This window comes from Moraxella lacunata (assembly GCF_900453205.1).
GTDB lineage: Bacteria > Pseudomonadota > Gammaproteobacteria > Pseudomonadales > Moraxellaceae > Moraxella > Moraxella lacunata_B.
In genome coordinates, this window is record NZ_UGQU01000003.1 from 501,382 (window position 1) to 526,484 (window position 25,103).

At 45.1% G+C, this 25,103-nt stretch carries 42 protein-coding genes; 33 read left to right on the forward strand and 9 right to left on the reverse strand.

Going from position 1 to position 25,103, the window contains the following annotated elements:
* Nucleotides 1-2: 2 nt before the first annotated feature.
* A complete protein-coding gene (gene nrdB / locus DX073_RS11450) occupies nt 3-1,100 on the reverse strand; it encodes a class Ia ribonucleoside-diphosphate reductase subunit beta (RefSeq protein WP_115008164.1) in 1,098 nt (365 codons plus the stop codon).
* Nucleotides 1,101-1,539: 439 nt separating this feature from the next.
* On the opposite strand from nrdB, the gene DX073_RS11460 reads away from it, so the two are divergent.
* The 5 genes from DX073_RS11460 (at nt 1,540) to dacB (ending at nt 4,789) form a co-directional block, all read left to right on the forward strand.
* Complete coding sequence (locus DX073_RS11460; protein WP_115008166.1) at nt 1,540-1,839, forward strand: hypothetical protein; 300 nt, start codon at nt 1,540-1,542, stop codon at nt 1,837-1,839.
* A 102-nt stretch (nt 1,840-1,941) separates the two neighbouring features.
* Entirely contained in the window at nt 1,942-2,244 is a 303-nt protein-coding gene (locus DX073_RS11465; RefSeq protein WP_029102257.1) for a hypothetical protein, read from the forward strand.
* Nucleotides 2,245-2,355: 111 nt separating this feature from the next.
* Nucleotides 2,356-2,925 carry a dCTP deaminase gene (dcd, locus tag DX073_RS11470; RefSeq protein ID WP_115008167.1) on the forward strand — a complete coding sequence of 190 codons (570 nt, stop codon included), beginning with the start codon at nt 2,356-2,358 and terminating at the stop codon, nt 2,923-2,925.
* Between the two features lie 46 nt (nt 2,926-2,971).
* The gene (locus DX073_RS11475) at nt 2,972-3,259 is read left to right on the forward strand and encodes a polyhydroxyalkanoic acid system family protein (protein ID WP_115008168.1); all 288 of its coding nucleotides are present in this window, start codon (nt 2,972-2,974) and stop codon (nt 3,257-3,259) included.
* Between the two features lie 12 nt (nt 3,260-3,271).
* Complete coding sequence (dacB, locus tag DX073_RS11480) at nt 3,272-4,789, forward strand: D-alanyl-D-alanine carboxypeptidase/D-alanyl-D-alanine endopeptidase (protein ID WP_181814438.1); 1,518 nt, start codon at nt 3,272-3,274, stop codon at nt 4,787-4,789.
* A gap of 61 nt (nt 4,790-4,850) precedes the next feature.
* On the opposite strand, the gene DX073_RS11485 is transcribed toward dacB, so the two are convergent.
* The 3 genes from DX073_RS11485 to DX073_RS11495 form a co-directional block, all read right to left on the reverse strand.
* Nucleotides 4,851-5,708 carry a M15 family metallopeptidase gene (locus DX073_RS11485; RefSeq protein WP_181814439.1) on the reverse strand — a complete coding sequence of 286 codons (858 nt, stop codon included), beginning with the start codon at nt 5,706-5,708 and terminating at the stop codon, nt 4,851-4,853.
* Between the two features lie 151 nt (nt 5,709-5,859).
* A complete protein-coding gene (locus DX073_RS11490; protein WP_181814440.1) occupies nt 5,860-6,225 on the reverse strand; it encodes an SH3 domain-containing protein in 366 nt (121 codons plus the stop codon).
* Nucleotides 6,226-6,362: 137 nt separating this feature from the next.
* Nucleotides 6,363-6,635 carry a hypothetical protein gene (locus DX073_RS11495; protein WP_029102250.1) on the reverse strand — a complete coding sequence of 91 codons (273 nt, stop codon included), beginning with the start codon at nt 6,633-6,635 and terminating at the stop codon, nt 6,363-6,365.
* Between the two features lie 484 nt (nt 6,636-7,119).
* Between DX073_RS11495 and lolA the strand changes: the two genes are divergently transcribed.
* The gene (gene lolA, locus DX073_RS11500; RefSeq protein WP_079324433.1) at nt 7,120-7,743 is read left to right on the forward strand and encodes an outer membrane lipoprotein periplasmic chaperone LolA; all 624 of its coding nucleotides are present in this window, start codon (nt 7,120-7,122) and stop codon (nt 7,741-7,743) included.
* 114 nt (nt 7,744-7,857) lie between these two features.
* On the opposite strand, the gene DX073_RS11505 is transcribed toward lolA, so the two are convergent.
* Nucleotides 7,858-9,309: an NAD-dependent succinate-semialdehyde dehydrogenase gene (locus DX073_RS11505; RefSeq protein ID WP_115008172.1), complete on the reverse strand. Its 1,452-nt coding sequence runs from the start codon at nt 9,307-9,309 to the stop codon at nt 7,858-7,860.
* A gap of 150 nt (nt 9,310-9,459) precedes the next feature.
* Between DX073_RS11505 and DX073_RS11510 the strand changes: the two genes are divergently transcribed.
* Entirely contained in the window at nt 9,460-10,230 is a 771-nt protein-coding gene (locus DX073_RS11510; RefSeq protein WP_115008349.1) for an IclR family transcriptional regulator, read from the forward strand.
* A 1-nt stretch (nt 10,231) separates the two neighbouring features.
* Here the strand turns inward: DX073_RS11510 and DX073_RS11515 are convergent, their stop codons facing one another.
* Entirely contained in the window at nt 10,232-10,810 is a 579-nt protein-coding gene (locus DX073_RS11515; RefSeq protein ID WP_115008173.1) for a uracil-DNA glycosylase family protein, read from the reverse strand.
* A 332-nt stretch (nt 10,811-11,142) separates the two neighbouring features.
* Entirely contained in the window at nt 11,143-11,826 is a 684-nt protein-coding gene (locus DX073_RS11520) for an XRE family transcriptional regulator (RefSeq protein ID WP_115008174.1), read from the reverse strand.
* Between the two features lie 122 nt (nt 11,827-11,948).
* On the opposite strand from DX073_RS11520, the gene DX073_RS11525 reads away from it, so the two are divergent.
* From DX073_RS11525 to DX073_RS11570, 12 genes are all read left to right on the forward strand, one after another.
* Nucleotides 11,949-12,158, forward strand: a complete 210-nt coding sequence (locus DX073_RS11525; RefSeq protein WP_220186748.1) for a helix-turn-helix domain-containing protein — start codon at nt 11,949-11,951, stop codon at nt 12,156-12,158.
* A 62-nt stretch (nt 12,159-12,220) separates the two neighbouring features.
* On the forward strand, nt 12,221-12,847 hold the full coding sequence (locus DX073_RS11530; protein ID WP_115008175.1) for a DNA-binding protein: 627 nt from the start codon (nt 12,221-12,223) through the stop codon (nt 12,845-12,847).
* Between the two features lie 16 nt (nt 12,848-12,863).
* The gene (locus tag DX073_RS14125; RefSeq protein ID WP_147279730.1) at nt 12,864-13,148 is read left to right on the forward strand and encodes a hypothetical protein; all 285 of its coding nucleotides are present in this window, start codon (nt 12,864-12,866) and stop codon (nt 13,146-13,148) included.
* Nucleotides 13,087-14,211 (forward strand): Mu transposase C-terminal domain-containing protein, encoded by a 1,125-nt coding sequence (locus DX073_RS11535; RefSeq protein WP_115008176.1) that lies wholly within the window; start codon nt 13,087-13,089, stop codon nt 14,209-14,211. Before DX073_RS14125 ends, DX073_RS11535 begins: the two co-directional genes overlap by 62 nt.
* A 41-nt stretch (nt 14,212-14,252) precedes the next feature.
* Nucleotides 14,253-15,128, forward strand: a complete 876-nt coding sequence (locus DX073_RS11540) for an AAA family ATPase (RefSeq protein WP_115008177.1) — start codon at nt 14,253-14,255, stop codon at nt 15,126-15,128.
* Between the two features lie 10 nt (nt 15,129-15,138).
* Complete coding sequence (locus tag DX073_RS14370) at nt 15,139-15,291, forward strand: hypothetical protein (protein ID WP_181814441.1); 153 nt, start codon at nt 15,139-15,141, stop codon at nt 15,289-15,291.
* A complete protein-coding gene (locus tag DX073_RS11545) occupies nt 15,284-15,472 on the forward strand; it encodes a hypothetical protein (protein WP_115008178.1) in 189 nt (62 codons plus the stop codon). The genes DX073_RS14370 and DX073_RS11545 overlap by 8 nt, the downstream gene beginning before the upstream one ends.
* Complete coding sequence (locus DX073_RS11550; RefSeq protein WP_115008179.1) at nt 15,462-15,911, forward strand: gp16 family protein; 450 nt, start codon at nt 15,462-15,464, stop codon at nt 15,909-15,911. The genes DX073_RS11545 and DX073_RS11550 overlap by 11 nt, the downstream gene beginning before the upstream one ends.
* Before the next feature lie 89 nt (nt 15,912-16,000).
* A complete protein-coding gene (locus DX073_RS11555) occupies nt 16,001-16,447 on the forward strand; it encodes a hypothetical protein (RefSeq protein ID WP_115008180.1) in 447 nt (148 codons plus the stop codon).
* A gap of 43 nt (nt 16,448-16,490) precedes the next feature.
* Entirely contained in the window at nt 16,491-16,700 is a 210-nt protein-coding gene (locus DX073_RS11560; RefSeq protein ID WP_115008181.1) for a hypothetical protein, read from the forward strand.
* The gene (locus tag DX073_RS11565; RefSeq protein ID WP_115008182.1) at nt 16,697-16,957 is read left to right on the forward strand and encodes a hypothetical protein; all 261 of its coding nucleotides are present in this window, start codon (nt 16,697-16,699) and stop codon (nt 16,955-16,957) included. Before DX073_RS11560 ends, DX073_RS11565 begins: the two co-directional genes overlap by 4 nt.
* 24 nt (nt 16,958-16,981) lie before the next feature.
* Entirely contained in the window at nt 16,982-17,611 is a 630-nt protein-coding gene (locus DX073_RS11570; RefSeq protein ID WP_115008183.1) for a DUF3164 family protein, read from the forward strand.
* Nucleotides 17,612-17,690: 79 nt separating this feature from the next.
* Here DX073_RS11570 and DX073_RS11575 read toward each other — a convergent pair whose 3' ends face one another.
* Together DX073_RS11575 and DX073_RS11580 are read right to left on the reverse strand one after the other, a co-directional pair.
* Nucleotides 17,691-17,894 (reverse strand): hypothetical protein, encoded by a 204-nt coding sequence (locus DX073_RS11575; RefSeq protein WP_115008184.1) that lies wholly within the window; start codon nt 17,892-17,894, stop codon nt 17,691-17,693.
* Nucleotides 17,894-18,487 carry an antA/AntB antirepressor family protein gene (locus DX073_RS11580; protein ID WP_115008185.1) on the reverse strand — a complete coding sequence of 198 codons (594 nt, stop codon included), beginning with the start codon at nt 18,485-18,487 and terminating at the stop codon, nt 17,894-17,896. The genes DX073_RS11575 and DX073_RS11580 overlap by 1 nt, the downstream gene beginning before the upstream one ends.
* A 187-nt stretch (nt 18,488-18,674) precedes the next feature.
* Between DX073_RS11580 and DX073_RS11585 the strand changes: the two genes are divergently transcribed.
* From DX073_RS11585 to DX073_RS11640, 14 genes are all read left to right on the forward strand, one after another.
* Nucleotides 18,675-19,127 (forward strand): Arc family DNA-binding protein, encoded by a 453-nt coding sequence (locus tag DX073_RS11585; protein WP_115008186.1) that lies wholly within the window; start codon nt 18,675-18,677, stop codon nt 19,125-19,127.
* A gap of 151 nt (nt 19,128-19,278) precedes the next feature.
* Complete coding sequence (locus tag DX073_RS11590) at nt 19,279-19,527, forward strand: hypothetical protein (protein ID WP_115008187.1); 249 nt, start codon at nt 19,279-19,281, stop codon at nt 19,525-19,527.
* A gap of 52 nt (nt 19,528-19,579) precedes the next feature.
* A complete protein-coding gene (locus DX073_RS11595) occupies nt 19,580-19,789 on the forward strand; it encodes a helix-turn-helix domain-containing protein (protein ID WP_115008188.1) in 210 nt (69 codons plus the stop codon).
* An 81-nt stretch (nt 19,790-19,870) separates the two neighbouring features.
* Complete coding sequence (locus tag DX073_RS11600) at nt 19,871-20,371, forward strand: M15 family metallopeptidase (protein ID WP_115008189.1); 501 nt, start codon at nt 19,871-19,873, stop codon at nt 20,369-20,371.
* A gap of 9 nt (nt 20,372-20,380) precedes the next feature.
* A complete protein-coding gene (locus tag DX073_RS11605; RefSeq protein WP_115008190.1) occupies nt 20,381-20,653 on the forward strand; it encodes a DUF7940 domain-containing protein in 273 nt (90 codons plus the stop codon).
* Nucleotides 20,650-20,871 carry a TraR/DksA C4-type zinc finger protein gene (locus DX073_RS11610; RefSeq protein WP_115008191.1) on the forward strand — a complete coding sequence of 74 codons (222 nt, stop codon included), beginning with the start codon at nt 20,650-20,652 and terminating at the stop codon, nt 20,869-20,871. The genes DX073_RS11605 and DX073_RS11610 overlap by 4 nt, the downstream gene beginning before the upstream one ends.
* Complete coding sequence (locus DX073_RS11615) at nt 20,868-21,152, forward strand: hypothetical protein (protein WP_115008192.1); 285 nt, start codon at nt 20,868-20,870, stop codon at nt 21,150-21,152. Before DX073_RS11610 ends, DX073_RS11615 begins: the two co-directional genes overlap by 4 nt.
* The gene (locus DX073_RS14375) at nt 21,149-21,382 is read left to right on the forward strand and encodes a hypothetical protein (RefSeq protein ID WP_181814442.1); all 234 of its coding nucleotides are present in this window, start codon (nt 21,149-21,151) and stop codon (nt 21,380-21,382) included. Before DX073_RS11615 ends, DX073_RS14375 begins: the two co-directional genes overlap by 4 nt.
* A 1-nt stretch (nt 21,383) precedes the next feature.
* The gene (locus DX073_RS11620; protein ID WP_181814443.1) at nt 21,384-21,884 is read left to right on the forward strand and encodes a DUF1804 family protein; all 501 of its coding nucleotides are present in this window, start codon (nt 21,384-21,386) and stop codon (nt 21,882-21,884) included.
* A 57-nt stretch (nt 21,885-21,941) separates the two neighbouring features.
* Complete coding sequence (locus DX073_RS14380) at nt 21,942-22,106, forward strand: DUF4913 domain-containing protein (RefSeq protein ID WP_220186749.1); 165 nt, start codon at nt 21,942-21,944, stop codon at nt 22,104-22,106.
* Between the two features lie 25 nt (nt 22,107-22,131).
* Nucleotides 22,132-23,754, forward strand: a complete 1,623-nt coding sequence (terL, locus tag DX073_RS11625) for a phage terminase large subunit (protein ID WP_115008194.1) — start codon at nt 22,132-22,134, stop codon at nt 23,752-23,754.
* A gap of 11 nt (nt 23,755-23,765) precedes the next feature.
* Nucleotides 23,766-24,182, forward strand: a complete 417-nt coding sequence (locus DX073_RS11630; protein ID WP_115008195.1) for a gp436 family protein — start codon at nt 23,766-23,768, stop codon at nt 24,180-24,182.
* Entirely contained in the window at nt 24,182-24,607 is a 426-nt protein-coding gene (locus DX073_RS11635; protein ID WP_181814445.1) for a phage virion morphogenesis protein, read from the forward strand. Before DX073_RS11630 ends, DX073_RS11635 begins: the two co-directional genes overlap by 1 nt.
* Nucleotides 24,608-24,640: 33 nt before the next feature.
* Nucleotides 24,641-25,102 carry a phage tail terminator protein gene (locus DX073_RS11640; protein ID WP_115008197.1) on the forward strand — a complete coding sequence of 154 codons (462 nt, stop codon included), beginning with the start codon at nt 24,641-24,643 and terminating at the stop codon, nt 25,100-25,102.
* Nucleotide 25,103: the final 1 nt, after the last annotated feature.

Here is a 25,103-nt window from a genome sequence, read left to right on the forward strand (position 1 = left end):
GATTAGAGTTCAAAATCGTCCAAATCCACCCCGTCCAAATCACTATCAATCTGACCGACCAGATAAGTGGTGATTTCGGTTTCTTGGGGGGCGACTTGCACGTTGTCCGATGATAGCCACGCATTTATCCAAGGAATGGGGTTGGATTTGGTGTCAAAAATGGCAGGCAGACCAATCGCCAACATGCGGGTGTTGGTGATATATTCAACATACTGGCACAGGATATCACGGTTTAGTCCGATGATTGAGCCGTCTTTGAACAGATAGCTTGCCCAGTCTTTTTCTTGTTCGGCGGCGACACGGAAAATCTCAATCGCTTCATCTTGGCATTCTTTGGCAATCTCGACCATCTCGGGGTCATCTTGACCGTGTCGCATGAGATTGATGATATGCTGTGTGCCGTTTAGGTGCAAGGCTTCATCACGGGCAATCATCTTGATGATTTTGGCGTTACCTTCCATAACCTTATTTTCGGCAAAGGCAAATGAGCAAGCGAACGACACATAAAAACGAATGGCTTCTAGGACATTGACCGCCACGATACATAGGTACAGCTTCTTTTTAAGCTCACGCAAATCGCCCTTGCCTGTCAAGTTATACAGCTGACTGGCTTCATACAAATCATCATAATACACGGCGATGTCTTTGGCACGAGCAAGGATATGCTCGTTATCCATAATGTCATCAAAAATCACGCTCGGGTCATTGACGATGTTGCGAATGATATGCGTATAACTACGGCTATGAATGGTCTCACTAAATGACCACGTCTCAATCCATGTCTCAAGCTCTGGCAAGGACACAATGGGCAATAGCACCGCATTAGGGCTACGTCCTTGAATGCTGTCAAGCAAGGTTTGGTATTTTAGGTTAGACAAAAAAATGTGCTGAGCAGGAGCGGATAATTCACCAAAATCAATCCTATCACGGCTGACGTCTATCTCTTCGGGTCGCCAAAAAAACGACAACTGTTTTTCAATGAGTTGTTCAAACACAGGATGACGCTGTTGGTCATAGCGAGAGACGTTCACCGCTTGCCCAAAAAACATGGGTTCTTTTAGGGGGTCATTTTTGGTTTGGGGAAAGATAGAATACTGCATGATACTCTCTGATGATTGATTTTTATAAATAAAGGGAAGGCTGGGTCTTGTTATCTAAATATGGTGTTATTTTAAAATAAAATCACTATATCATGTGTTTGATGGCGTGCCATTTTAGCATAATTTTTGTGTCTTGGCAGGACTTTTTTGGCAAAATGGGGAAAATTTTGGATAAGGAATTGATTTTTGTGAGATTTTAGCCAAAATAATGGTGGGATTGGTAAAGCCTGAAAAACCAATCTATTTTTCATGCAAAAGTGGTTGATTTATTTGTAAAATATTTCTAAATGGCAAATGGTGTTATAAAGGTCGGGAGAATGCCATGGGCAAACACTTGTTTAAAAAATATCCATAACCAACACCCAAAAATTGTGTTACAATAGCGATACATATAAATCATTCATTTTAAATCAATTTGTGTTTACACGGGGAGATTCTTATGATTTATGCAGTATCGGTGGTGTGGTATGCACTGATTTTTGCCCTTGGCATGGCGTTCATCAAAAAAATGCCAGACCGTGCCGAGCGGTGGGTGGGTATTTTGGTGTTTATCGGGTTTTGTACACAGATTTTGATTAATTATGTTGGGCTTGGGCATTTGGGGGCGTTTGAATCACTGGCTCATCTTGACCATGACCGCAGTGCCTTTAATTTGATGGTGCTGTGCCTTATTAGTATCTTTTGCTATTCGGCATTGTTTGTGATGCTCATCAAGGCTTATGATTATTATCAAGAATGATGATTTTATCTTGACATGAGATTGATGGTTGTTTTAAAATAAAACCCTAATATTTGTAGGGTTTTATTGCAGGCATAAAGTTGATTGGATTGGAGTGTTTCCATGATTTATTTAGTGTCGTTTATTGTCTATCTTATCGTATTTGCCATTGGTGTTTATTTTATTGTCATTCATTCCACAAAGGCAACCGCCATCACGCACGGGGTTTGTGCGGTGGGATTTGTCATACAGTTACTCATAAACTACCTGTTTTGGGGCAATGTATCGGCATTTGGTTTTTTGTCAAACATCATCAATAACGAGCGAACTTTAACCAATCTGCTGATATTGTTCGTGACCAGTGTGGTGTGTTATGGACTGCTTTTTGTGGTGTTTGCTAAGTTAAATGACTATTACCATGAATGATTGACTGTAAAAGTGTGGCAAGAAAACCGTCATTTGGCGGTTTTTTTTCGTGTGTTTAAAAAAGCCAAGAATTTTGCTATAATGTTTTGTCCTATATCATAAGAGAATAACATGTCGATTAAGTCAGACCGCTGGATTCGCCAAATGGCGACCGAACATGAGATGATTGCCCCGTTTGAGCCTAACCAAGTCCGCCATAATAGCGATGGCGAGAAAATCGTAAGCTACGGCACGTCAAGCTATGGTTATGATGTCCGCTGTGCTAATGAATTTAAGGTGTTTACCAACGTGCATTCTGCCATCGTTGACCCTAAGAACTTTGATGAGAAAAGTTTTATTGATATTGTTGGCGATGAGTGTATCATTCCGCCCAACTCATTTGCCCTAGCTCGCACGGTGGAGTATTTTAAAATCCCCCGTGATGTGCTGACCATTTGTCTGGGCAAATCCACCTATGCTCGCTGTGGCATTATCGTCAATGTCACGCCCTTAGAACCTGAGTGGGAAGGGCATGTTACCTTAGAATTTAGTAACACCACCAATCTACCTGCCCGTATCTATGCTGGCGAAGGCGTGGCTCAAATGCTGTTTTTCCAGTCTGATGAAGTCTGCGAAACTTCCTATAAAGATAGGGGCGGTAAATATCAAGGGCAAACGGGCGTCACCTTGCCAAAAACTTAACTTGTCATTTACCATTTAGCATTTATTATTTAAAAAAGAGAATATCATGTCTGATTTACGTATTGAAAAACGTCATAACTTTGACCTTGTCACTGCTCGCACCAAAGCCAAAGCATGGCTAGAAGAGGCAAAACAAGAGTTTGATTTTGAGGCGACCTACCAAGAAGGAGCGGACAGCGACACCGTGAGTATCACTAAGTCGGGCGTGGACGGACGTGCGTTTTTGGACAGTGATAAGGTCATTTTTGAGGCGGATTTGAACTTTTTGGCAAAGCCGTTTAAGGGTGTGATTAGTAGTGGTATCCAAGAGGGGTTGGATAAGTTTTTTGCTTAATCCATGCCTGCCATGACTATATCTTATTCACTTATCATTAGCACACTAAGTCTTAGCGTGCTTTGTGCGTTACCTGCATTTGCCAATACACAGCCTGCTACTCCTGCCAACTTACAGACATCGACCAGTCTGCCATCTGCCATCAGTGACAAGCTTAGCAAAAGCGGATTATCAAGCGATGACATCAGTATTTGGGTGATGGCAAACGATGGGTCGGCACCGCTCATCAGTCATCTGGCGGATACACCACGCACCCCAGCGTCCACCCAAAAGCTCATTACGACTGCCATCGCTTTGGATATGATGGGGGCGGATTATCGTTGGCAGACACGGCTATACACCGATGGCGTGGTGGTTGGCGATACTTTATATGGTAATCTCATCATCAAAGGCAGTGGCGACCCATCACTGACTCATGACCGCCTTAGTGCCATGTTTTCACAGCTGACGGCTCGGGGCGTGCGTCACATTAAGGGTGACATCATTGTGGATAATACTGGCTTTGTCAATGTTGCCCAAGATGTTAATGCTTTTGACGGGCAGGGACTGCGAGCCTATAACGCTCAGCCCAATGCCTTTTTGATAAATTTTGGTACGCTTGAAGTAAGTATGATACCATCGGGAAATTGGCAATTTGGGCAGTCGCCAGAGACAGTGCAGTTTAGTCCGACAGATGGTGCGGTTGCGGTACAGGTATTGCCAAAATTGGCGGATTTTCACGCACCGACCATGATGCAGGGCGATATCCAGTCATGTCGCACCAAGCCAAAATTTGGCTTATCTGCCGATACTTTGACCATTACAGGGCAAGTGGGTGTGGGGTGTGGGCAGGCGAGTGAGTGGCTAACCTTTGCTGACAGCGAAGCGTTTATTACCAAAGCGGTCAAAGGTGCATGGCAAGCCCTTGATAAGGACTTTGTTGGGCAGGTTAGGTTGCGACAGCCTTATGATGGGGCAGGGCGAACGTTATCGCCTTTGCTGTCCTTTGCGTCCAAACCTTTATCTGAGCAGATTTATCAGATTAACCAATACTCCAATAACGTCATGACCGAGCAGGTGGCTCTGTCTTTGCCCCTGATGATGGGTCAAAAAACCAGTGATTACCCCAAAAGTTTTGCCCTGATAAATACATGGTGGCAACAACATCTTACCACGCCTGCCCCCATCATGAGCCGAGCGTCAGGACTGTGCCGAGATTGTGTGCTTGCCCCTAGGGCGTTGGGTGAGCTTCTGGCATTTAGTCAGACCAAGCCGACATTTGAGGCGTTTAAAGCGTCTTTGCCGATTGTGGGGCAGACAGGCACGATGGCAACCTTTGCCAAACGCCGTCCCCATAGCCCTGCTATAGGACGTGCCTTTATTAAGACTGGCAGACTAAACAACGTCGCAAGCATTGCAGGTTATGTCATGGGGCAATCAGGCAAGATGTATGTGGTGGTCGCCATCATTAATGCCGATGGAGCAGGTAACAACACCCACGCCCATGATGTGTTAGATGAAGTGATAGAGTGGACGGCAGGACAGCCTTAATACAAATCACAAAAATAAAGCAGTCCCAAAACTGCTTTATTTTTATACATTTAACAAACCATTAACAGCGACGATTGATACTATCGGCAAAGACATAAGAGAACTCTTTGTTTTTGCCTTCAAAACGCCAGTGCCACGACTCTTCAGAAACGCCACTATATCTAGAATAGTCGGGGGTGAAAGTTTGGTAAAAACCGTACTCATGAGCATGTTGTTGTAACCAGCGATATCCTGCTGTTTTGGCAAAGCTGTGGTCAATCGGTGAGAAGTCCACCGCAAGCCCTGTATGATGTTCAGAATAGCCGGGGTGTGAGGATGTATGATAGATTTGCTTGGCACTTTGTCCTTGTTTTTTCTTATTGGCAACGATTTGGGCTTGACGGCTTGATGTGCGTAAGATAGAGCCAGGGGTTAGCGTAACCCCGTCAGCACGAGCCGCCTTAATCATCTCTTGTAAGGCAGGCTTGGCGGCACGATGAATCTTAAATTTTGGGTCACTGCCATAACCACTAGGTACAAGGTCACTGGGGTCGGCATCGGCATATCTAAAATGCTTGATACCCACTTTTAGGGCTTCGGGGGCACATATCGAGCCTGTGGTATTGGTATCATATTGGGGTGTTGGCGTGTTAAAATTGCCTTGCTCTACTTGATAGGCAGGACCTTGGTTTATCCCTTGCTGTGGCTGATTTTGATGATAACCTTGTTGGTTTTGGTTATACCCTGTATAAGACCGCCCACTTTGGTCGGCAATGGCGGTAGGGTTAGTGGGTTGACTGATGACGTGAACGGTGTTTTTGCTTGGGCTTGCGATATACCCCGAGCCTGATTGGTTGTTTGCAAACATCGCAATTGCACCAACCGTGCCAATCCCCAAAAGCCCTGCACCAATCAATAAATCTCTTGTGCGTTTTTTCATAAAATTACCTAAATCATTCATTATTGGATTACCATTACTAAGTGGATTGTTGTGGGTTTTTAAAATACCCAAATAAAAATAAAAATGATTGAATCAGATTGCAAAACGAGCAATGCAAAAAATGCATCGCTCGTCTTTTAAACATCATGGATTAACTGCAAATATAATCTGAGCGAGCCCAGCCGACACTGCGACCGAATTTAACTTTGTACCACACCCAGCCATTAGAGTTGCGTTCGCCAATGATATTAACATCACTGCCGTTAGGCATGCGGGCTAGAACTTTATAGTTCTGACCAGGACCTGAACGTAGTAGTACATTACCATTGGTTTGGTGAGTGCAAGCATATCCGTATGAGCCACCGCCGTTATAGGCAGGACCTACTTTGGCAGAAACGTTGGTAGAAAAACCGATGGCACTGGTCGCAATCAAAACGATAAATAATGATTTTAACTTCATCATCAATACTCCATAAGCAGATAAATATTGGGCGATACAGGTATTTTTAAAATACATTTGTATTCTATAAAATACTACCATGATTTCTTGTTTAAAACAACAAAATTATTGTAACAAATAAGCAACAATTAATCGCCAAAAAAAAACAACCGTTTATTCAACTGCTTATGATGGCTGATTAAAGCTGATTAAAGTTATTGGTCAGCTTTTTTACAGACATTTTCCAAGGCTTTTTCTATTAACTGCTCGCTGACGCCTTGTTCTTTGAGCTCGTTAATAAAGGCAACATCATCACTAAGAGAGTATTCGGAATTATCACGGTCAAGCCCTTGACGAATATAAAAGCGAATGAGTGGTTGAATGCACTCAAAGCCGTGCTCGCCCTTGACTTTTTCCAAATGTTCCACAATCTCGCCCGTCAAACGCAGATGAATGGGGCGTAAGGTGTGGTTGTGATTAAGATACATAAAACACCGTCTTTTTAAAATGATTAAAATGGGGGCTTATGTTACCAGTATTTGAGTGAAATTTCAATGAATATTCCTGATTGGCATTTATTTAACATTATTTAAAATCATTTAAAAGTTGGTGGTTGCTGACATTTGATTTAACCGATGATTTTGGTAAAATGGCAAAAGTTTTGATAAAAATGATAAAAACAAGCCAAAATTGATAAAATCACGGCATGATTATCAAGTTTAGCCAAAAATTAGCCACATAAACGCAACATTGCCCCCAAATTTTTTGCAAAACTAGGCTAGATTGCAACATAAAAACGTGGCACAATAACCCCACTTTCCAAGAGTGCCTTAAATTGCATTGATGGCTTTTTAAGAGCTTTTAATGGCTGTTTGATGATTTTATAGGACAATCAATTTTAATCAGTTTTAAAAAAGTCATAAAAAGTGGCACAAGGCATTAAAACCAACCATTTTATTATTTGGAGTTATTATGAATACAAAAATCGCCCTAAGCACATTGGCATTGACTCTACTTCCCATGACGGCGTTGACCGCTCATGCCAATGACACGGCAGTGACCAATTTAAATAACCTGCTTAAAAACACCAAATCAATGACTGCCAATTTCTCACAAACGACCAAAGCAGGCGGTAAAAGCCAAAGTTTTAGCGGTAGCATGGCACTAGAGCGTGGCAACAAATTCCGCTGGGACACCAAATCACCGTCAGAACAGCTCATCGTGGCAAATGGCAGTACCATGTGGGTATATGATAAGGACTTGCAACAAGTTACCAAGCAGTCGGTAAATAACCAAGTCGGGGATGCACCTGCCTTGTTATTGTCAGGCGACCCTAATCAAATCACACGCAATTTTACTGTCAGTCAGCCAAGCAAAGGCAAAAACTACTATGTCCTAAAACCCAAATCAAGCTCGGCTAATTTTAGAGATTTGTCCATCAGTTTTAATGGTGGTAAGCCTGTGATGATGGTGCTAAATGATAGTATCGGACAGACCACATCGATTCGTTTTAGCAATATTAATATCAATAAAAGCATTCCTGCCGGTCAGTTTAGCTTTACCCCGCCTAAGGGGGTGGATGTGATTAATCAGTAAGGTTAAAATACCAAACCGTCATCGTGATACAATGGCGGTTTTTGTAAAAATATCAAGATAAAGTAAAATCCCTAAAAATCAGCGTTTTTAGGGATTTGATTGCATAATATTTAATCAACTTACATCCATGCACCAGTACTTTGTGGTAAGATATTCATCCAAGCCGTATTTTGAGCCTTCACGCCCAAACCCTGACTGCTTAACCCCACCAAACGGAGCGACTTCGGTAGAGAGTAGTCCTGTATTTTGGGCGACCATCCCGTATTCTAAGGCTTCACTTACTCGCCATGCTCGTGCGTGGCTTTGGGTGTAAAAATAGGACGCCAAACCATAAGGGGTATTATTGGCATGGTTGATGACCTCTTGTTCATCATCAAACACAAAAATCGGAGCAATCGGAGCAAAAATCTCTTCGTGAGCGATGTCCATGTCGTCTGTGATGTCCGTGATGATTGTTGGTAAAAAACAGCGTGCGTGCGTGGGGTGAGATTTACCCCCTGTGATGAGTGTTGCTCCTTTATCTAGGGCATCTTGGAGTAGTTTTTGGGTTTTTTGCACGGCGGTGTCATTGATAAGACAGCCGATGTCCGTGTCATCTGACAGTCCGTCACCAACGTGTAAGTCACCAACTTCTTTGGTAAATTTGGCAATGAATTCATCTTTTATCGTTTGATGAACATATATGCGGTTGGCACACACGCACGTCTGCCCTGCGTTGCGATATTTGGACGCTATCGCCCCCTTGACCGCCTTATCAATGTCGGCATCGTCAAACACAATAAAAGGAGCGTTACCGCCAAGCTCCAAGGAGAGCTTTTTGACCGTGCTGGCACATTGCTCCATGAGCAGTTTGCCGACCCGAGTAGAGCCTGTAAAGGAGAGTTTTTTAATACGCTCATCGGACGTGAGTACGCCCCCGATAACGTCCGCTTGCCCTGTTACGATTTGCAAAACACCCTTAGGAATGCCTGCTTGAATGGCAAGCTCGCCCAAGGCAAGGGCGGAAAAGGGTGTTTGGCTATCAGGCTTGACAATCATCACGCACCCTGACGCTAGGGCGGGGGCGACTTTACGGGTAATCATCGCTGACGGAAAGTTCCACGGCGTGATACTGGCACACACACCCACGGGCTGTTTTAGCACCACATAGCGTAAGTTGGCGTTCGAGCTGGGTATCACGTCTCCATACGCCCGTTTGGCTTCATCGGCAAAAAAACGGATAAAGCTGTTGGCATAGCCAATCTCCCCACGAGACTCTTTTAAGGGCTTGCCTTGTTCTGTGGTCATGATGATGGCTAAGTCTTCACGATGTTCATCAATCAAATCCGCCCAACGGTGTAAAATGACTGCTCGTTCATTGGCGGTTAGGCTTGCCCATGATTTTTGGGCGTCATCGGCAAAACCGATGGCTTCTGCCACTTCATCGGCGGACAAATCGGGGATAGTGCCGATTTTTTCATCATTAAAGGGGTTAAACACGTCTATGGTGTTGGCGGATTTGGTGGATTGCCATGTGTTATTGATGAGTGCGTGTTCGTGGAATAATGTGGGGTTGGATAATTTCATAAAAACTCCTTGCCAAATGGCGGTTAGATTGTTCTATATATTGAATAAATGTTCAAAATACAGTACAATATTAGCACCATTTATCCGTTTAGACAAGTGATTTTGTTAAAAATAAAATCATGCCACGATAATCACACCACGAGAGCTACCATGACCGACCAAACTCCCAAGATCGCCAATGTCCCTGCCTTAGAAAAGGCGTTTGAGATTTTGGATTTTATTACCACAAGCCCCACGCCTGTTTCGTCAGCGACCATTGCCAGAGAGTTATCACTAGCTCGTTCTACCACGCACAATATCCTACAAGCCCTAACCAGCAAAGGCGTATTGCACAAGGATAATAATCATCTGTTCAGCCTAGGTTCTTATCTATTGTATTGGGCGGGGCGTTTTGAAGTGGAGCGGGGTGTGGTGGCACTGTTTCATGAATTGGCGGTGGGTTTTGAGACGCTTACGCCTTATACGATTACGCTGTCTACGTTGGATTTTGATCGGGGTGAGACGGTGTTTTTGAGCAGTCATCAGGGCAGTAGTGCCATTGATTTTGCGTTTCGCCGTGGGGTGCGTGTGCCTGCGGTATTCTCGGCAACGGGCAAGGCGATTTTAAGCCAAACGCCCTTTGATAGGGTGCTTGCCATGTATGAGACGTTCCCTGCTCCCTTGACGGATAAGGGGGTGGTGGATTTTGATGGGCTAAAAGCGGAGCTTGATAAGGTCAAAAGCACTCGTTTATCCTTGGATGATGGTCAGCTACGGCTTGGCATGACGTGTGTGGGGACTTATATTCGCAGTCAAGATGGGGTGCGACTGGGCATTGCGGTGTCGCTGTCGGACAGTGAGTACGCCAAGCAAAAAGACGTGGTGGGGCAAGCCATGATTGAGTTGGCGTTACAGATTGAAAAAGGGTTGGGGATGGGTTAATCTACTTGCACCCTCTTATCAAACCTATCTTATCAAACACCGCCCGATAAAACTGTACCTTTTTATCAAGGGCAAGCGGATATGCCCGTGATGATGACGGTAGGCGGTGCAAAATAACAATTTTATTGTTAAATGTTAAATTTACCGATTGTCCAACTTTGGGTATTTTAATATCAAAATCGGACAATAAAATCTCACTCGCCTTTTCGCCTGTGGTGATGATATGATTGCACTCGGGTAAGACGGATAATAAGCCTTCAATGTCGGATTTTTGGATAATGGTTAAAAATTTATCGGACGCATTATTATTTTCACGAATGACGATTTTGGCGGTGTCATAAATGGCAATGCCTTGTTTGTTTAAAAAATTTTTTAAAACTTCTTCTTTAAATCGTTTACCGTCAATAAAATAATCTTTATCATCAAAAAACACCAGTCCCATAATCCGCCACATGTCATTATTTAAATTGGGATAATAAAAATTCATCGCCCAGCGATTAGGCGGTGGCGGAAAACTGCCAAGCATCAGCACTTTGGCATTGGGTGGGGCAAATGGGGATAAGGGGTGGGATTCTTGCATAATATTCTATAATAAAACAAAATCGTTTATAATAAAACAAAACCTATGGGGGACTAATTAAACCTGCATAGACCAGACCAGAGGGCAAACCAAGCCCAAGCCATTGATGCACCTAAGCTGTGGGCAGGTGGGCGGTCAAGAATATGCAAAAACAACTTGATAAAAAATGATGAGAAATGATAGAAAAATGATAGAAAAATGATAGAAAAATGATAGAAAAATGATAGAAAAATGATAAAAATATGTGCATATTTGATAGGCGTTTAAACGACGTTTAAACAATTTTAAAAGCGACCTTAAATGGGTCGCTTTTTTTGTGGGGGTATCAGGGGCTAGTGGGGTAAGTCGTAGCTGATGTGGACGACCTGCCCATATACTTGTATGTTGCCGTGCGCCAGCTCCTGACGTGAGATGTCAAAGCTCTCATAGGTACTGTTATCACTGATGAGGCGAAGTCCGCCCGTAGGTATCCACTGTGTACGCTTGACATACAGTCTATCATCAATGCGTACCACATAAATCCTACCGTCTTTGGCGATGTTTTTGGACTTATCCACAAGAATGGTGGCGTTTTCAGGTATCGTAGGAAGCATACTGTCGCCGTCTGTATTAAGTGCCACAAGGTCTTTGGCGGTCAGGGATGTGCGGTTTATCCAGTCTTTGCGGAACGCCAAGAAGTCGTCTGTGCCGATGACGCCATCGCTGAACTTGCCACCACCAGCACTGGCGATGATGTCTCTATAAAAAGGAACGTAATAGTAGTCATCATCTGCCGAGCTGTCGGCTATGGGTGTAGGCACACTATCGCTGTCTGTGCCAAATATCAGGTGCTGGGGGCTGACGTGGTATAGCTTGGCGAGCTGTTCTAAGGTCTCTATTGAGGCTTCTCTATTGCCCACTTCCCACTGTTGGAGCGTGGTTGTGCCAATATTTACCGCTTTGGCAACTTCTGCCCTAGCTAGACCTGCCTTCTCTCTAGCTTGGGTTAGTCTTACCCCAATTTTTGCTCTGTTCATAGTATTTACCTTTTTACGGTTAGATATTTTTAACTGTAAAAAATATTACTTTTTAAAATTTTCTTTACGGTTATAATGTCCGCATTCGGTAAGCAATTTTGATAACTGAAAGGAGTAAGCGAATGCGTACACTACCAAGCCAACAAAAAAGCTCAATGGGTGAGCTTCAAGATTGGCATCAAGCTGATATTGTTGCTGGACTTAAAAAAGTCGGCACAAATATGTCGGCACTCTCAGAAAAACACGGGCTGTCTCGTGGTTGTCTGAGAAATGCCTTGTATCGTCCATATCCTAAGGCGGAACGTATCATTGCGGGGGGCAATGGGCGTTGAGCCACAGGACATCTGGCCCAGTCGTTACGCGTAACCCATTTAACCAAAAAGAGTAAAAAGTTATGGAAAAATGGTATTCAGCACAAGAGTTGGCAGACTTGAACTTATCTATTATACCAAATACGAAAGCAGGTGTCATCTATCGTGCGAAAAAAGAATGTTGGGAAAACCGAAAACGGTCAGCAAAAGGCGGTGGTCTTGAATATGCCTTTGATGGTCTGCCTAAAAAGGTACAAACAGAAATCAAAGCCCGTGAGTTAAAAGCTCTTATGGTTGCCGATATCCCAAAAGCTGTGATGGTGCGTGGCGAGCGAGACATTGATAGCCTAAACCACAAACAAAGACGTATCGCTGATAGCCGAGTGCTGATGGCAATGCTGGTGGAGTGTTATGCTGATGAGCTTGGCACGCAGGATAAAGCCATTAAGCATGTCAATAAGCTGTCTCGTATCGGGGCGTTGCCCATAGAGGGGACAACTGACTATAACACCGTCTGCGAAAATGCCAAAGCTCGCACCGACAAGACAGGCGTGGGTGTGCGAAAGCTCCATGAGTGGGTGCTAGAAGCTCGCCGATGTGGTAGTGCCAGTGAGGTGCTTGCGGTCATGAGTCCAAATAAGCAAGGTCGCTCAAAGATGAATGTGTTGTCGGCTTTGTGGCTCCCCGATTTTTTTAAAAATCTATCGTAACCCCAACGGCTTGTCCGTGTCTCGGTGCTATGAGCTGTGGCGATATGAGCATATCAAAGCACATGGCACGGATTTGGGCTTGCCTAGTCTAACACAGGTTAGAGCCATGCTCAAACGCATACCGCCCTTGGAGCGTGAACGGGGTCGGATTACAGGCTCAAAACTCAAAGAGATAGACAGCTATATCCGCCGAGACTGGAACGATGAGGGCTATGCCAATAACCACATCTGGGTAAGTGATGATCATAGTTCTAAAATGCTCGGTCAAGCACCACAAATCAGGGCAGGCGGTCATGCCTGAGATTACACTCATCATTGACGCTCCTAGCCGATATATCGTGGGTTATAGCTTGTCGTATAGCGAAAGCGGTATGGCGGTGCTGTCTGCCTTGCGGTATGCGTGGGCAAGGCATGGCGTGAATGCTGTGCATTATAGCGATAACGGCAGGGGTGAGAAAAACGTCATGCTAAGCGATGAAGTGGTGGGCGTGTTTGCACGGCTTGGCATAACCCATTTGACAGGCATTCCCGGCAATCCACAAGGTCGGGGTATCATCGAACGCTTGATGAAAGAGGTGCCAAAACGTGTCGCCCAGTCTTTTGAAACCTATCACGGTAAAGATGCCGACCCCGATACCGTCAGAAAAAGGCTACAAGCCAAAATCGCCCATAACAAGGCGAACATGGACGGCAAAGTAACTGGCGAGATGACCCCACTGCAACGCAAAGGGGCGGAGATAACACCAACCATGAGTGAGCTAAAAATGGTGGTAGAGGCTTTGATAGATGAGTATAACAACGTCCGCAAACACAGCTCTATCGGTATGACCCCCGCCCAAAAACGTGCCGAGCTTGACAAAAAACATGGTAGTGAGCGTGTGTGGCTCTCTGAGCTTGACCTAAGAGAGCTGGCGGTGGCTGTGGTGGAGCGGACGGTGTCTCGTGGGTGGGTACGTCATGACAACCGTTTTTATTTTTCACAGGCACTCGTGGATTGGCACGGCAAAAAGGTCTATCTATATGCCAATGATGACAGCGTGGCAGAGATGGCGGTGCGTGATAAAGATGGCGTGTACATCTGCACGGCAATCTTGGAGGGCAATAGCACCCCCGCCATACCGCTTGACCTACTAGAGCAAGCTGACCACAGACGACTTGACCGTGCGATAAAACGCAAAGAGAACCAAGTCAAACAGCTTGAACAGCAACGACATGGCAAGGCTATCATTGATGCCAAAGAGCAACTGCTTGAGCTTACTGGCGAAGTCATTGACGGACACTGGGTGGAAGTCAAAGATGACGATGATAACGGCTTTGAATTTTATGCCGAGCTTGATTGGGACGACCGCCAAAAGGCGATTTAACCCCTTTTAAACAACTTTTAATAACCTTTTAAGGAAACACCATGAGTCGTGAACTTTTACAACAATTTAAAGACAGCCAAAACCTACCCCAATCCAAACTGGCAACCATGCTGGGCGTGTCGTCCGCCACGGTAAGCCAATATCTGAGCGGTGTCTATGACGGTGATGTGGCAAAGCTTGACAAAAAAGTGTGTGAACTCATTGAACGTGCCAACAGCCGTAAGGTGGATATTAAGACGGGCTTTGTGCTGACTAAATCGGCACGCAAAACCCTGTCCGTCTGCGAAGACGCTCACACGCTTGGCGACATTCGCCTTGTGATTGGCGAGGCAGGGCTTGGCAAGACCATGGCAATCAAAGAGTATTCTGAGAAAATCAAGGGCGTGATACTCATTGAGAGCGAGCCGACATTTAGCCCAAAAATCTTGCTTGTACAACTATGCCACGCCCTAGGCGTTGTCCCTAGCCGTAGCAACCATGACAACCTAAGTGCGATTAAAGCCAAACTCAAAGACTCAGAACGCCTGATTATCATAGACGAGGCGGAGCTGTTGTCCTACAAATGCCTAGAAATCATCCGCCGTATCCATGACATGACGGGCGTGGGCGTGGTATTGGCAGGTATGCCTAGACTTGTGGCAAACCTAAAAGGCAAAAGCGGTGAATACAAGCAGTTGTATAGCCGTGTGGGTTTTGTGCATGATTTGGGGCGTGAGCTGACTGCCGATGATGTCGGTACACTTGCCACGCACTTACTGGGTACAGATGAGCATAACACCGCCCTAGTCAAGGCGTGTCAAGGCAATGCCCGCCGTCTATCTAAACTGATTCGCACTGTCAATCTGACCGCCAAACGCTCCAATAAGCCGATTAGTGATGAGATGATAAATGCGGTGGGACTGACATTGATTGGGTAAGGTGTAGACAATGAAAATCAAATTTACCGTCTATGTTGGAAACAAAGAATACAGCAAAGTTGTTGAGTTTGCTAATGATGTGAGTACAGATGAAATAGAGCAAGCGTTCTACGACTGGAAAGCTGGGTTATTCTACTCTTTTTGGGAGCAATGCGATGAATAAAGACGAAGCACAAACATTAGTCAATATCCACGGACTTGAACGGTCAAAAGATATTGTTGCCAACTGTCCAAAAGACTGCACGCATTACTCGTGGAAACTGGGCGACACAGGTGTCCTTGACAAAACGGTTTGTATTGCAGACTTAAAAAGAGCTTTGGAGATATTAGAAGATGACCACTAAGGAAAAACGCACACTCATCGCCAAAATCCATATCGCCAAAAAAGATTTGTGTATGGACGATGCCACTTATTGTGATGTCCTAATCCGTGTTACTGGCAAAAATAGCTGTAAAGACATGACTTTAAACGAACTTAAAAAAGTCATTCAAGACTTCAAACGGCTTGGCTTTAAAGTCAAACAAAGCTGGCAAAAGGTGACTCCCAAACATGGGCGTAAACCCACCACCACTCCAGACCGTGAGGCGATGCTCTCTAAAATCGAGGCAATGCTTACTGATATGAACCTGCATTGGCACTATGCTCACGGCATGGCTAAAAATATGTTTGGTGTGGACATGGTGCATTGGCTGGACGCCCAAAAGATGTACAAAGTCGTGCAGGCTCTGGCGGTGTATCAAAAACGCCATGCCAATAGCGACAGCCAAACGGCAGGCAAATAAAAACCCAAGTTGGCAGACTTGGGCAGACAGGGCAGACGAACCCTTGCCAATATTGTAGCAGAAAATTTAGCAAATACAAGCAGGGGTAGATGATGAAAGTAGATATACATACCATGACACACACCGACACCGTAATCGATATGCTACCAGAGCAAATCAAAGAGCTGGTTTGTCTGATTGGGCTGACAGCGACTTTGAGGCTGGTGGATAAGTTTGGTGGATTGTCGTTTGAGATGCCACACAGCACCGACACCAAAAATGGCAAATGGCTGGTGCGTGAGTTGGGGGCAGATGTCGCAGAGGTGCTGATTGACCGCTATCGTGGCGAGAAATTGTACATCAACAACTGCGATGCCCTGCGTGTGTATCTAAGGAATCAAGCTCTGGTTGGTGCTATCTTGGCGTGCATGGAGACGGGTACATCACAGCACAGAGCGATACAAGAGACCGCCCCTGCCTTTGGCATCACAGAACGCCGAGCCTACGACATCTTAAAAGAGATGACAGAAGGTAAGGCACAGCTCAACCTTTTTTGACTTTTTGACTTTTTGATTTTTTGATTTTGACATGAGAGATAACATGAACCACCCCATCAACCTATTAACCCAAACGTGGCAAGACATTGAGAGCATGTTAGACATGCAAGAGAAGATAACCGTCATGCTAGATGATGAACCTGTGGCGTTACAGGGTCGTCTGCAAGTATCTGCCTTTAAGCTTGGATTGCTTGTCGCTTATGCGTGTCTGCGGCAAGCTGTCAAAGACCAATTAATCAAGGAGAGCCCATGAAACCTAACGCTTATCAATCAGGCACTTATCAGTCCAGTGCCCATCAATCACCCCTAGCCCCACGCCCACACAAGCAAAGAGAAGCGAGCAAGCTGGATGAATGGCTAAAAGAACAAGGTCGCCGTCAGAGCTTGGAGCGTCTAGACAGACAGATGACGGACGTACTGGCACGCCAAGACAGACAAGCAAACTGGCTGTTATTCTTTATCGTGCTACACGTGATACATCTTATCATTGCTTTGACACGTTTTATTTAACCACCCCAACCCACGGAGAATGTTATGACCAACCCAACCCCAAACACCCAAACCGCCCCTGAGGGCTATGTAATGAACGCCAAAGGGCATTATGTGCCGTTATCGGCTGTCAAAGAGATTGACAGGCTGCGTGATGACGTTGTCCAAGACATCATCAGCCGTGCCAAAGAGCTAAGAAGTCAGATGATTGGTGTTAAAGACATCATGTTTAGCAATTTTTATGACTTTGTGGAGCTGTCTGCCCGTGAGTATGATACCAAGATTGGTGGGCAAAAGGGCAATGTTGCCTTGATGAGTTTTGATGGCAAATACAAAGTGCAAATGGCTGTCCAAGACAACATCGTCTTTGATGAGCGTCTGCAAGTCGCCAAATCACTCATTGATGAGTGTCTAAATGAGTGGACACAAGGCTCAGATGACAAAATCAAAGCCATCATCAATAATGCCTTTGACGTGGACAAAGAGGGTAAGATTAACACCCGCCGAGTGCTGTCGCTACGCAGTCTTGACATCAATGATGAGAAATGGCTACAAGCGATGGATGCCATCTCGGACGCCATCCAAGTTGTTTCATCTAAGGAGTATATCCGTGTCTATGAGCGAGACAATGACGGTAAATACCAACAAATCACCCTAGATTTTGCCAGTTTATAGAGTATTAAAACCCATTTAAACCCCAATAAAACACCGCCCAAAATCATTTTGAGCGGTGTTTTTTGTGGTTGGGCGTGGCTTACAAAACTTCGTCCAATGCTGGATTGGTAAAACAAGCGTCCAATTCGTCTAATGGGCCTTCCAAAAGTGCCAAAAAGTCGGACAATTCATAATAATCCAAAGCATCTTGATTGGCGGTTTTTGCCATAATCGCCAATAGTTTTAGCTGTCTGACGGCAGAGCCTGCACGGGCAAGCAGTTGTCTTTGTGTGGCAGTCATCATTATTCCCCCAATCCCAAAGTTAATTGACCTTTATTGTCCGCCATTTCGTAGCGTTCGCCAATCAAGCCCAATTTTCGCATTTTGGCAAGTTTTTTGCTGACGGTACTTGGAGCAAGTCCCACCGCCAACCCCATTTGCCAATTTTCAAGTCCGCCATCGTGCATTACTTGTAATGCCTTGTAGTCGTTATTGGCTTTTAGTAGTTCGTCTTTTAGGGCTTGGTTTTGGGCGATTAGGCTTTTAACTGTGCTTTGGTCTGCAAACAGAGCCTTTTCACAAGCAATAAAATACTGGCGAGCGGTTTTGCCTTTGTCGGAGCGTTCTACCATTGAAAGTTCCTTTGCCATATCTAGGGTGATATGATATTCGGTGGTTGGGCGACCGCCGTTGGGGGTTTTCAATAAATTTATTGAAAAGTCCTTACCGTTTACAAACCCATATTTTTCAATGCGTTTGGCAATCCAATTTGAAAAGTCTTGTTTGCTTTCCAAAAAGGCGTGCAGTTCACGAGCATTGACAAGGGGCTGGGTTTCGCCGTTAATTTTCCCTTGAAAAGTTTGGACAAGGGGGCGGATTTGTGGTAAAGTAGTCATTGCTAATTCCTTGTAAAGAGTGGTTAGTGATGCCCCTTGCGTGATTTGACCGTCTGCAAGGGGTTTTTTATACCCATTTGATATAATATCCTAATGGATATGTATGCCATTATACACCATTTTTTTAGCTTGTCAATATCCTTTTGGATATGATATAATAGTTTTATAAAATTTGATGGAGAACCCAATGACCGACACTCACAAAACCGTGCAATATCAGCTTAGGTTATCGCCAGAGCTTAGAGAAAAATTAAGGCAATCTGCTGAACAGCAAAATCGCTCTATGAATGCGGACATTGTGGCACGACTAGAAGATAGCTTTGAAGCAGAGAACCGCTCATCATTAGCCAATCTTAAAATCATACATTTACCAAATGGTAATAAACGATATGTTTTTGGTAAATTGGTAGGTGCTTTTGATATTGATTACACACAAAATTTGACTGATTTAAAAAAAGATGTAGAAAATTGCTTAGATATTCTAAGAAAATCCAAGCAACTTAAACATAGACTTATGTTTTTAAACAAAAATATTCATATACACCAAGGAGCAAACCACATTGATGTTGTAGAGAGTGGTGTTGGTACATTAAATTGGGTTGTTGTAGAAGACCATTGGCAACCCCCAAAAGAAAACTAAGGGACTAATGCTACACACCCCAACCCACACGGTTTGGGGTGTTTTTTGATGTTTTTTTAAAAATATGCTTGACAAATAGGACAAATTGACCTATAATAATCCCAACAAGCCAAGCAATTTCTGCTGTGGCAAAAACGCTTAGGAGCGATTTATGAAACAACTTACTAAGGAGCTGATGATGGCTCAAATCAACAAACTTAATGCCGAAACGAATAACATTCAATCCACATCGGAACTTAACAACACCAAAATACAAGCCGAATTATTAAAGCTCATTGCTGAAACGCAAAAAATCCAAAAAGAGACTAGGTATTACCCTTTAATTGGTGTTGTGATTGCAACCATTGCCTTAATCGCTGCCATCGCAAGTCCTATCATTACCCACCTTTTAACCAAATAACCCAAAAAGCCCTTGCAACGCAGGGGGTTTTTTAAAATAACAGGAAAATTCAATGAAACCCAATGCCGAAAACTACAATCCAGACCCCGATTATTTGCGTTCGCTCATTGCCAAAGCAGGACTCACCCAAGCCCAAACCGCTGAATTAATAGGCATTAACGCCCGTTCCATACGGCGGTATCTATCCTTTACCGACAGCCCCAATTATCAAAAAGCCCCCTATGCGGTGCAATTTGCCATAGAGTGCCTTGCCAGCCAATAAAATAACCCCTGAACCCCGTCATCTTACCCTAGTCTTAAACACCCTTTAAAATCCCCTTAAACCAACTTTAAGGGGATTTTTATGCCTTATGTCTTATCAAAACGTTCTTTGAACAACCTAAACGGCGTACATGACAGCCTTGTCGCCATTGTCAAGCGAGCCATTACCATCACAGGTCAGGACTTTGTGGTGATTGAGGGCGTGCGTAGCCGTGAGCAGTGCATGATTAACTATGGTAAGGGTCGTACAGTCGCCCAGTGCCTTGCCAAGGGCATACCCGCCAAATACGCCAATCCCAAGCACGCCAAAGTAACATGGCTATCCAACCCTTTTGCGTCCAAGCATTGCAAGCAAGCAGACGGCTATGGTCATGCGGTGGACATCTGCCCTTATCCTGTGGATTGGTCGGATTTAAAAAAGTTTGATGCGATTGCCAAAGCCATGTTTGATGCCGAGAGACAACTCATTGCCGAAAACGCCATTGCCAAAAACACCAAGCTACGCTGGGGAGCCGATTGGAACAGAAACGGCAAGCCCAGAGAGCGTGGCGAGTCGGACAGTCCGCATTTTGAAATTTTTTAAGAGGTCGGTATGAAACTACAACTTGTCGCAAACTGGCGTAAGGGTTGGCAATGGTTTAGCACATGGGCGTTTATGCTGATTGTGTTTTTGGCGACCACGCCCCTACCGCCTGAGCTAACGGCCATGCTACCGCCCGTCATGCAGGACAAACTCACCGCAGTCGTGGCGGTGTGTGGTCTGATACTGCGATTTGTCAGTCAAAGCAAGCCAAGCAGGGACGGACATGGGCGAGAGTATCGCACCCAAGCAGACGACCAAGACGATACAGGAGGTGTGCCATGACCGACCTAATCGACCGTGCCACCGCCCAATCCGAGCAAATCTTAGCCATACAAATCAAGCACGCCCAAAGCCACGCCACACCCAATGACATCACCGAGTGCATAGACTGTGGCGAGCCAATCGGCAAGGTGCGAAAGCAAGCCCTGCCCCATGCCGTGCGGTGTGTCGGCTGTCAGTGGACGCATGAGCGGACACACGAGACAGAAGGTAGACGATGAGCGATACCTATGTTGTCTTGACGATTAGCATTGTGGCGACCATTGTCCAAGCCATATTTTGGCGGTGGGTTGCCACGTTGTCATCAAGCCAAGACGAAAATCGTTTGCAAATTAACCAATTAAAATCAGACATTGCCGAACTTCGCTCCGAGATGTACAAAAATTATCAATCCAAGGCGGACAGCCATAAAGATAATGACCGCATCATGCAGTCTTTGCAAGAGATTAAAACCGAGCTGGGCAAGGTTAATGACAAACTAGACAAAAAGGCGGACAAATGAACGAGATAGACCAAGCAACACAGCAGGCAATCAATGCCAAAATACTCTCATCGCTAGACAGTATCCATAACCAAAACCGCCAAATCGCCCAAAAAATTGACGATTTGGAGCAAAGCGTTACCAAAAAAGCAACGGTTGCAGGGGCAATCGCAGGGGCGGTGGCAGGTACGGCAACCAGTGGTATGTTTAGCATTGGCATGGAGATTGTCAAAGCCAAATTTGGGGGATAGCGTGGCATATTCACAAGATGACAAAGACAAGGTGCGTAAAGCCTATATCTTTGACAAGTTGCCCCTTGATAAGTGTGCAAGCCTACACGGTATCAGCTATGCAACGGTGCAACGCTGGAAAACCCAAGCCCGAGCAAGGGGCGATGACTGGGACAAGGTCAAATCCGCCCAAACGCTGGCAGGGGGCGAGATTGAAGATGTGGCAAGGCAAATTTTGACTGATTTTATTTTACTCTTTCAAAATTTATCTGGCGAAATCAAGAGCGACACTGATACCCCGCCCATTGAAAAGGCAAAAATTTTAGCCAGCTTATCCGACAGCTATAACAAAACCATTGGGGCAAACCGTAAACTCATGCCTGTTACCGACCGTTTGGCGGTGGCGATGACCGTCATGGAACTCCTCGGCGAGTATATCAAAGAGCATAAGCCTGAGGCAATGGCAGTATTTGTAGAAATCCTAGTGCCGTTTGGTGAGTTACTAGATAGAGAATTGAAATGATGATTAAGGGGTGAATGATGAAAAAAAGACATGTTGCTATGTTGCTTGGTATTGATGATGATATTTTTTGTGTTTTTGTTTAGCGGTGTTTGGTGGCTTTACCACGCAGATAAGCATCTTGCCAAAATGGCTGATGAAAAAGGCTATGTGCATATTGACAACAAAACCTATGTCGTTAGTGAAATTAAAGTCAACCCTACCACAGAGCGGGCAAGTGAATAGTTGCTTGATAAGGTAAAAATACAACATGGCAAAATCCAAACTCTTACGTTCCAAAGACTTTTTAGAAAAACTCACCGAATTGGCGGCGGGCTATCGCACCGCCATTGAGTCGGTTGTAGATGGCTGGATGATAGAGCCTGAGTTTATTGCCGAGCGCATCAAACGGGTTAATGACCCATTCACAGGCTTTGAATATTTTGTGAGTGTCTATTTTCCGCACTATGTCAGAAGCCCGCACAAGTCCGAATTGCACAAATATCTATTTGATAAATTGCCAAAGGTGGCAAACGACCCTGACAGCCGATTTTTGGCGATTGCCGCCCCTCGTGGCGAAGCCAAATCCACGCTTGTCAGCCAGCTTTATAACTTGTGGAAAATCGTGCGGGGCATTACCAAATACTCACTCATTGTGATGGATAGCCTAGACCAAGCCTATCCAATGCTAGAAGCGATTAAGGCGGAATTGGAATTTAACCCCCGTTTAAAGTCGGATTTTCCCGATGTCGCAGGCGTAGGAAGAGTGTGGCAAGCAGGTACAATCGTTACCAAAAATGGCATTAAAGTGCAAGTGGCAGGTGCTGGCAAAAAACTGCGTGGCTTACGGCATGGACCTTATCGCCCCGACACCGCCACACTTGATGACATTGAGAATGATGAAAATGTTAGAAACCCCGAACAACGAGATAAGCTGAACTCGTGGCTCACCAAAACAATTATGCCACTTGGGGCGGCAGGGGAGAAGTTTGACATCATCTACATTGGCACGATTTTGCATTATGACAGCGTACTAAATCGCACCCTAAATAACGCAGGTTGGGAGTCGGCAAGGTTTAAAGCCATTATCCAAATGCCTGAAAACATGGCACTGTGGGACGAATGGGAATGCCTGTACAAATCTAAGCAAATTGACGAAGCCAATGACTTTTATCAAGCTCATAAGGCACAAATGGATAAAGGGGCGGTGGTGTCGTGGCAAGCTCGCCCCATACTTGCCCTGATGAAAATTAGGGCCCGTGACGGACACGAAGCCTTTGATAGTGAATATCAAAACGACCCAACGGCAGGCGATGACGCACCTTTTGCCAAAGCGATGAATTTTTGGCACGAATTGCCCAATAATCTGATTTATTTTGGGGCAGTAGACCCGTCACTCGGCAAGGCAGGGGCAAGCCGAGACCCGTCCGCCATTGTCGTGGCGGGACTAGAACGAGCCACAGGCAAAATCTATGTCGTAGAAGCCAACATCAAAAAACGCCTGCCCGACCGTATCATCAGTGATGTGATTGCAATGCAAGCAAAATATGGGTGTGTGAAATGGGCGGTAGAAGCGGTGCAGTTTCAAGAGTTTTTACGCACCGAGATAGTCAGACGGGGAGCAGAAAGTGGCGTGCCCATTCCTGCGGTGCCTGTAAAACCAACAAGCGATAAACTTTTGCGAATAGAGAGTTTACAACCTTATATGGCAAATGGGCTATTACTGCTACATACTTCCCAAAGCACGCTGATAGACCAGTTTCGCCATTTTCCAAAGGCAGACCACGATGATGGAGCGGACGCTGTGGAGATGGTGTATAAATTTGCCAGCACTTATGTTAGACAAGCCGAAATTACCCCTATTCATATTCCCACACCAAGTATGTATTCATAAAAGGAAAAGTGATGATAACCCTACAAGATTTGATAGACCGATTTGGCGAAAACGAGCTTGCCAATTTAACTGACAAAGAAAATTACACGGTGATTGATGAGACCGTGATTAACCACGCCATATCAGACGCTACCGCCGAAGTGGTGGGCTACCTTAATCCCACAGGGCTGATTGTGGGTGGGGCGTATCTTGGCACACCGCCAAAATCACTTATTTTAAAGACTTGTGATATTGCCCGTTATTATCTGTATGAAAATGGCGTAACAGACATTGTAGAAAAACGCTACCAGCAAGCGATAGATTGGCTACTGCTTGTCCAAAAAAACCCATCAATGCTAACAGGACTGTCAGAGACAGGGGCGAATAATGGCGTTAAAAGTGGCATTGCGGTCAAACCCAATCCTGTGCCTAGCTTGTGGAGCGAATGATGACCCAAATGACCCTCAATGTCAGTGATGATTTACCCCTATTGCAGGGCAATGTAGAAGCACTGCGTGAAAAACTGGGCGATTTAACCCCTTTAATGGACGCCATCGGCAGTCTGTTAGAGAGCAGTACACGCCAACGATTTGCTGATAAAAAAGCCCCAGACGGCACATCGTGGGCAAATCTAATGCCGTCCACGCAAACCCAAAAAGGCAATAACAACATTTTGGTTAAAAGTGGCGATTTACTTCGCTCAATTACCCACCACGCTGACCCTTATGGCATCAGTGTTGGTACACCTGAGAGTTATGGCGTCTATCATCAATTTGGCACGACACAAATGACTGCCCGACCCTTTTTGGGGCTGTCCAATGACGATCAAGCAGAGATTTATGAGTTAATCAATGAGATTTTAATGGGTGATTAACACTGCTTTAACCCACTTTTAAAGGATAATAAAATGAGTAAATCCCCCCTTTGGCACGATGATATGTTGGTCTGTTACCCTGCGTTGCTTGACCGCCTAAAATCCATCTCACAAATCAAAAAAGTGCTAGAAATCAAGGAACTTAGCGAGATGGATAATCAAGCAGTCGCCCCCTTAGATGGGGCGGTCTATGTCATCTTTGATGGGCTGACCCCAACCGACCCTAATCATGGCGGACGTGAGCAGGTCATGGAGCTGGGCTTTACGCTGATACTTGCCAAACAGCAGTACAACCCACGCCCACGCATGGACGGGGTGGGGGCGAGCCTGACCGCCATTTGTAAGGCACTGCAAGGCTACGAGCCTGAGCAGGACGGACGAGCCTTGACCTTATCGCCCTTTGTGCAAAAACAAGCCTTGGCGGTGCGGTATTTTAAAAACTATGCCCTATTCCCACTCCGTTTTACCACCACCGTGGCTGTCATGGGGGACTGAT

Bases quoted from the DNA above. Each gene is read 5' to 3' on its own strand.
- nrdB (WP_115008164.1), bottom strand. From the start codon at position 1,100: ATGCAGTATTCTATCTTTCCCCAAACCAAAAATGACCCCCTAAAAGAA.
- DX073_RS11460 (WP_115008166.1), top strand. From the start codon at position 1,540: ATGATTTATGCAGTATCGGTGGTGTGGTATGCACTGATTTTTGCCCTT.
- DX073_RS11465 (WP_029102257.1), top strand. From the start codon at position 1,942: ATGATTTATTTAGTGTCGTTTATTGTCTATCTTATCGTATTTGCCATT.
- dcd (WP_115008167.1), top strand. From the start codon at position 2,356: ATGTCGATTAAGTCAGACCGCTGGATTCGCCAAATGGCGACCGAACAT.
- DX073_RS11475 (WP_115008168.1), top strand. From the start codon at position 2,972: ATGTCTGATTTACGTATTGAAAAACGTCATAACTTTGACCTTGTCACT.
- dacB (WP_181814438.1), top strand. From the start codon at position 3,272: ATGACTATATCTTATTCACTTATCATTAGCACACTAAGTCTTAGCGTG.
- DX073_RS11485 (WP_181814439.1), bottom strand. From the start codon at position 5,708: ATGAAAAAACGCACAAGAGATTTATTGATTGGTGCAGGGCTTTTGGGG.
- DX073_RS11490 (WP_181814440.1), bottom strand. From the start codon at position 6,225: ATGTATTTTAAAAATACCTGTATCGCCCAATATTTATCTGCTTATGGA.
- DX073_RS11495 (WP_029102250.1), bottom strand. From the start codon at position 6,635: ATGTATCTTAATCACAACCACACCTTACGCCCCATTCATCTGCGTTTG.
- lolA (WP_079324433.1), top strand. From the start codon at position 7,120: ATGAATACAAAAATCGCCCTAAGCACATTGGCATTGACTCTACTTCCC.
- DX073_RS11505 (WP_115008172.1), bottom strand. From the start codon at position 9,309: ATGAAATTATCCAACCCCACATTATTCCACGAACACGCACTCATCAAT.
- DX073_RS11510 (WP_115008349.1), top strand. From the start codon at position 9,460: ATGACCGACCAAACTCCCAAGATCGCCAATGTCCCTGCCTTAGAAAAG.
- DX073_RS11515 (WP_115008173.1), bottom strand. From the start codon at position 10,810: ATGCAAGAATCCCACCCCTTATCCCCATTTGCCCCACCCAATGCCAAA.
- DX073_RS11520 (WP_115008174.1), bottom strand. From the start codon at position 11,826: ATGAACAGAGCAAAAATTGGGGTAAGACTAACCCAAGCTAGAGAGAAG.
- DX073_RS11525 (WP_220186748.1), top strand. From the start codon at position 11,949: ATGCGTACACTACCAAGCCAACAAAAAAGCTCAATGGGTGAGCTTCAA.
- DX073_RS11530 (WP_115008175.1), top strand. From the start codon at position 12,221: ATGGAAAAATGGTATTCAGCACAAGAGTTGGCAGACTTGAACTTATCT.
- DX073_RS11535 (WP_115008176.1), top strand. From the start codon at position 13,087: ATGATCATAGTTCTAAAATGCTCGGTCAAGCACCACAAATCAGGGCAG.
- DX073_RS11540 (WP_115008177.1), top strand. From the start codon at position 14,253: ATGAGTCGTGAACTTTTACAACAATTTAAAGACAGCCAAAACCTACCC.
- DX073_RS14370 (WP_181814441.1), top strand. From the start codon at position 15,139: ATGAAAATCAAATTTACCGTCTATGTTGGAAACAAAGAATACAGCAAA.
- DX073_RS11545 (WP_115008178.1), top strand. From the start codon at position 15,284: ATGAATAAAGACGAAGCACAAACATTAGTCAATATCCACGGACTTGAA.
- DX073_RS11550 (WP_115008179.1), top strand. From the start codon at position 15,462: ATGACCACTAAGGAAAAACGCACACTCATCGCCAAAATCCATATCGCC.
- DX073_RS11555 (WP_115008180.1), top strand. From the start codon at position 16,001: ATGATGAAAGTAGATATACATACCATGACACACACCGACACCGTAATC.
- DX073_RS11560 (WP_115008181.1), top strand. From the start codon at position 16,491: ATGAACCACCCCATCAACCTATTAACCCAAACGTGGCAAGACATTGAG.
- DX073_RS11565 (WP_115008182.1), top strand. From the start codon at position 16,697: ATGAAACCTAACGCTTATCAATCAGGCACTTATCAGTCCAGTGCCCAT.
- DX073_RS11570 (WP_115008183.1), top strand. From the start codon at position 16,982: ATGACCAACCCAACCCCAAACACCCAAACCGCCCCTGAGGGCTATGTA.
- DX073_RS11575 (WP_115008184.1), bottom strand. From the start codon at position 17,894: ATGATGACTGCCACACAAAGACAACTGCTTGCCCGTGCAGGCTCTGCC.
- DX073_RS11580 (WP_115008185.1), bottom strand. From the start codon at position 18,487: ATGACTACTTTACCACAAATCCGCCCCCTTGTCCAAACTTTTCAAGGG.
- DX073_RS11585 (WP_115008186.1), top strand. From the start codon at position 18,675: ATGACCGACACTCACAAAACCGTGCAATATCAGCTTAGGTTATCGCCA.
- DX073_RS11590 (WP_115008187.1), top strand. From the start codon at position 19,279: ATGAAACAACTTACTAAGGAGCTGATGATGGCTCAAATCAACAAACTT.
- DX073_RS11595 (WP_115008188.1), top strand. From the start codon at position 19,580: ATGAAACCCAATGCCGAAAACTACAATCCAGACCCCGATTATTTGCGT.
- DX073_RS11600 (WP_115008189.1), top strand. From the start codon at position 19,871: ATGCCTTATGTCTTATCAAAACGTTCTTTGAACAACCTAAACGGCGTA.
- DX073_RS11605 (WP_115008190.1), top strand. From the start codon at position 20,381: ATGAAACTACAACTTGTCGCAAACTGGCGTAAGGGTTGGCAATGGTTT.
- DX073_RS11610 (WP_115008191.1), top strand. From the start codon at position 20,650: ATGACCGACCTAATCGACCGTGCCACCGCCCAATCCGAGCAAATCTTA.
- DX073_RS11615 (WP_115008192.1), top strand. From the start codon at position 20,868: ATGAGCGATACCTATGTTGTCTTGACGATTAGCATTGTGGCGACCATT.
- DX073_RS14375 (WP_181814442.1), top strand. From the start codon at position 21,149: ATGAACGAGATAGACCAAGCAACACAGCAGGCAATCAATGCCAAAATA.
- DX073_RS14380 (WP_220186749.1), top strand. From the start codon at position 21,942: ATGATATTTTTTGTGTTTTTGTTTAGCGGTGTTTGGTGGCTTTACCAC.
- terL (WP_115008194.1), top strand. From the start codon at position 22,132: ATGGCAAAATCCAAACTCTTACGTTCCAAAGACTTTTTAGAAAAACTC.
- DX073_RS11630 (WP_115008195.1), top strand. From the start codon at position 23,766: ATGATAACCCTACAAGATTTGATAGACCGATTTGGCGAAAACGAGCTT.
- DX073_RS11635 (WP_181814445.1), top strand. From the start codon at position 24,182: ATGACCCAAATGACCCTCAATGTCAGTGATGATTTACCCCTATTGCAG.
- DX073_RS11640 (WP_115008197.1), top strand. From the start codon at position 24,641: ATGAGTAAATCCCCCCTTTGGCACGATGATATGTTGGTCTGTTACCCT.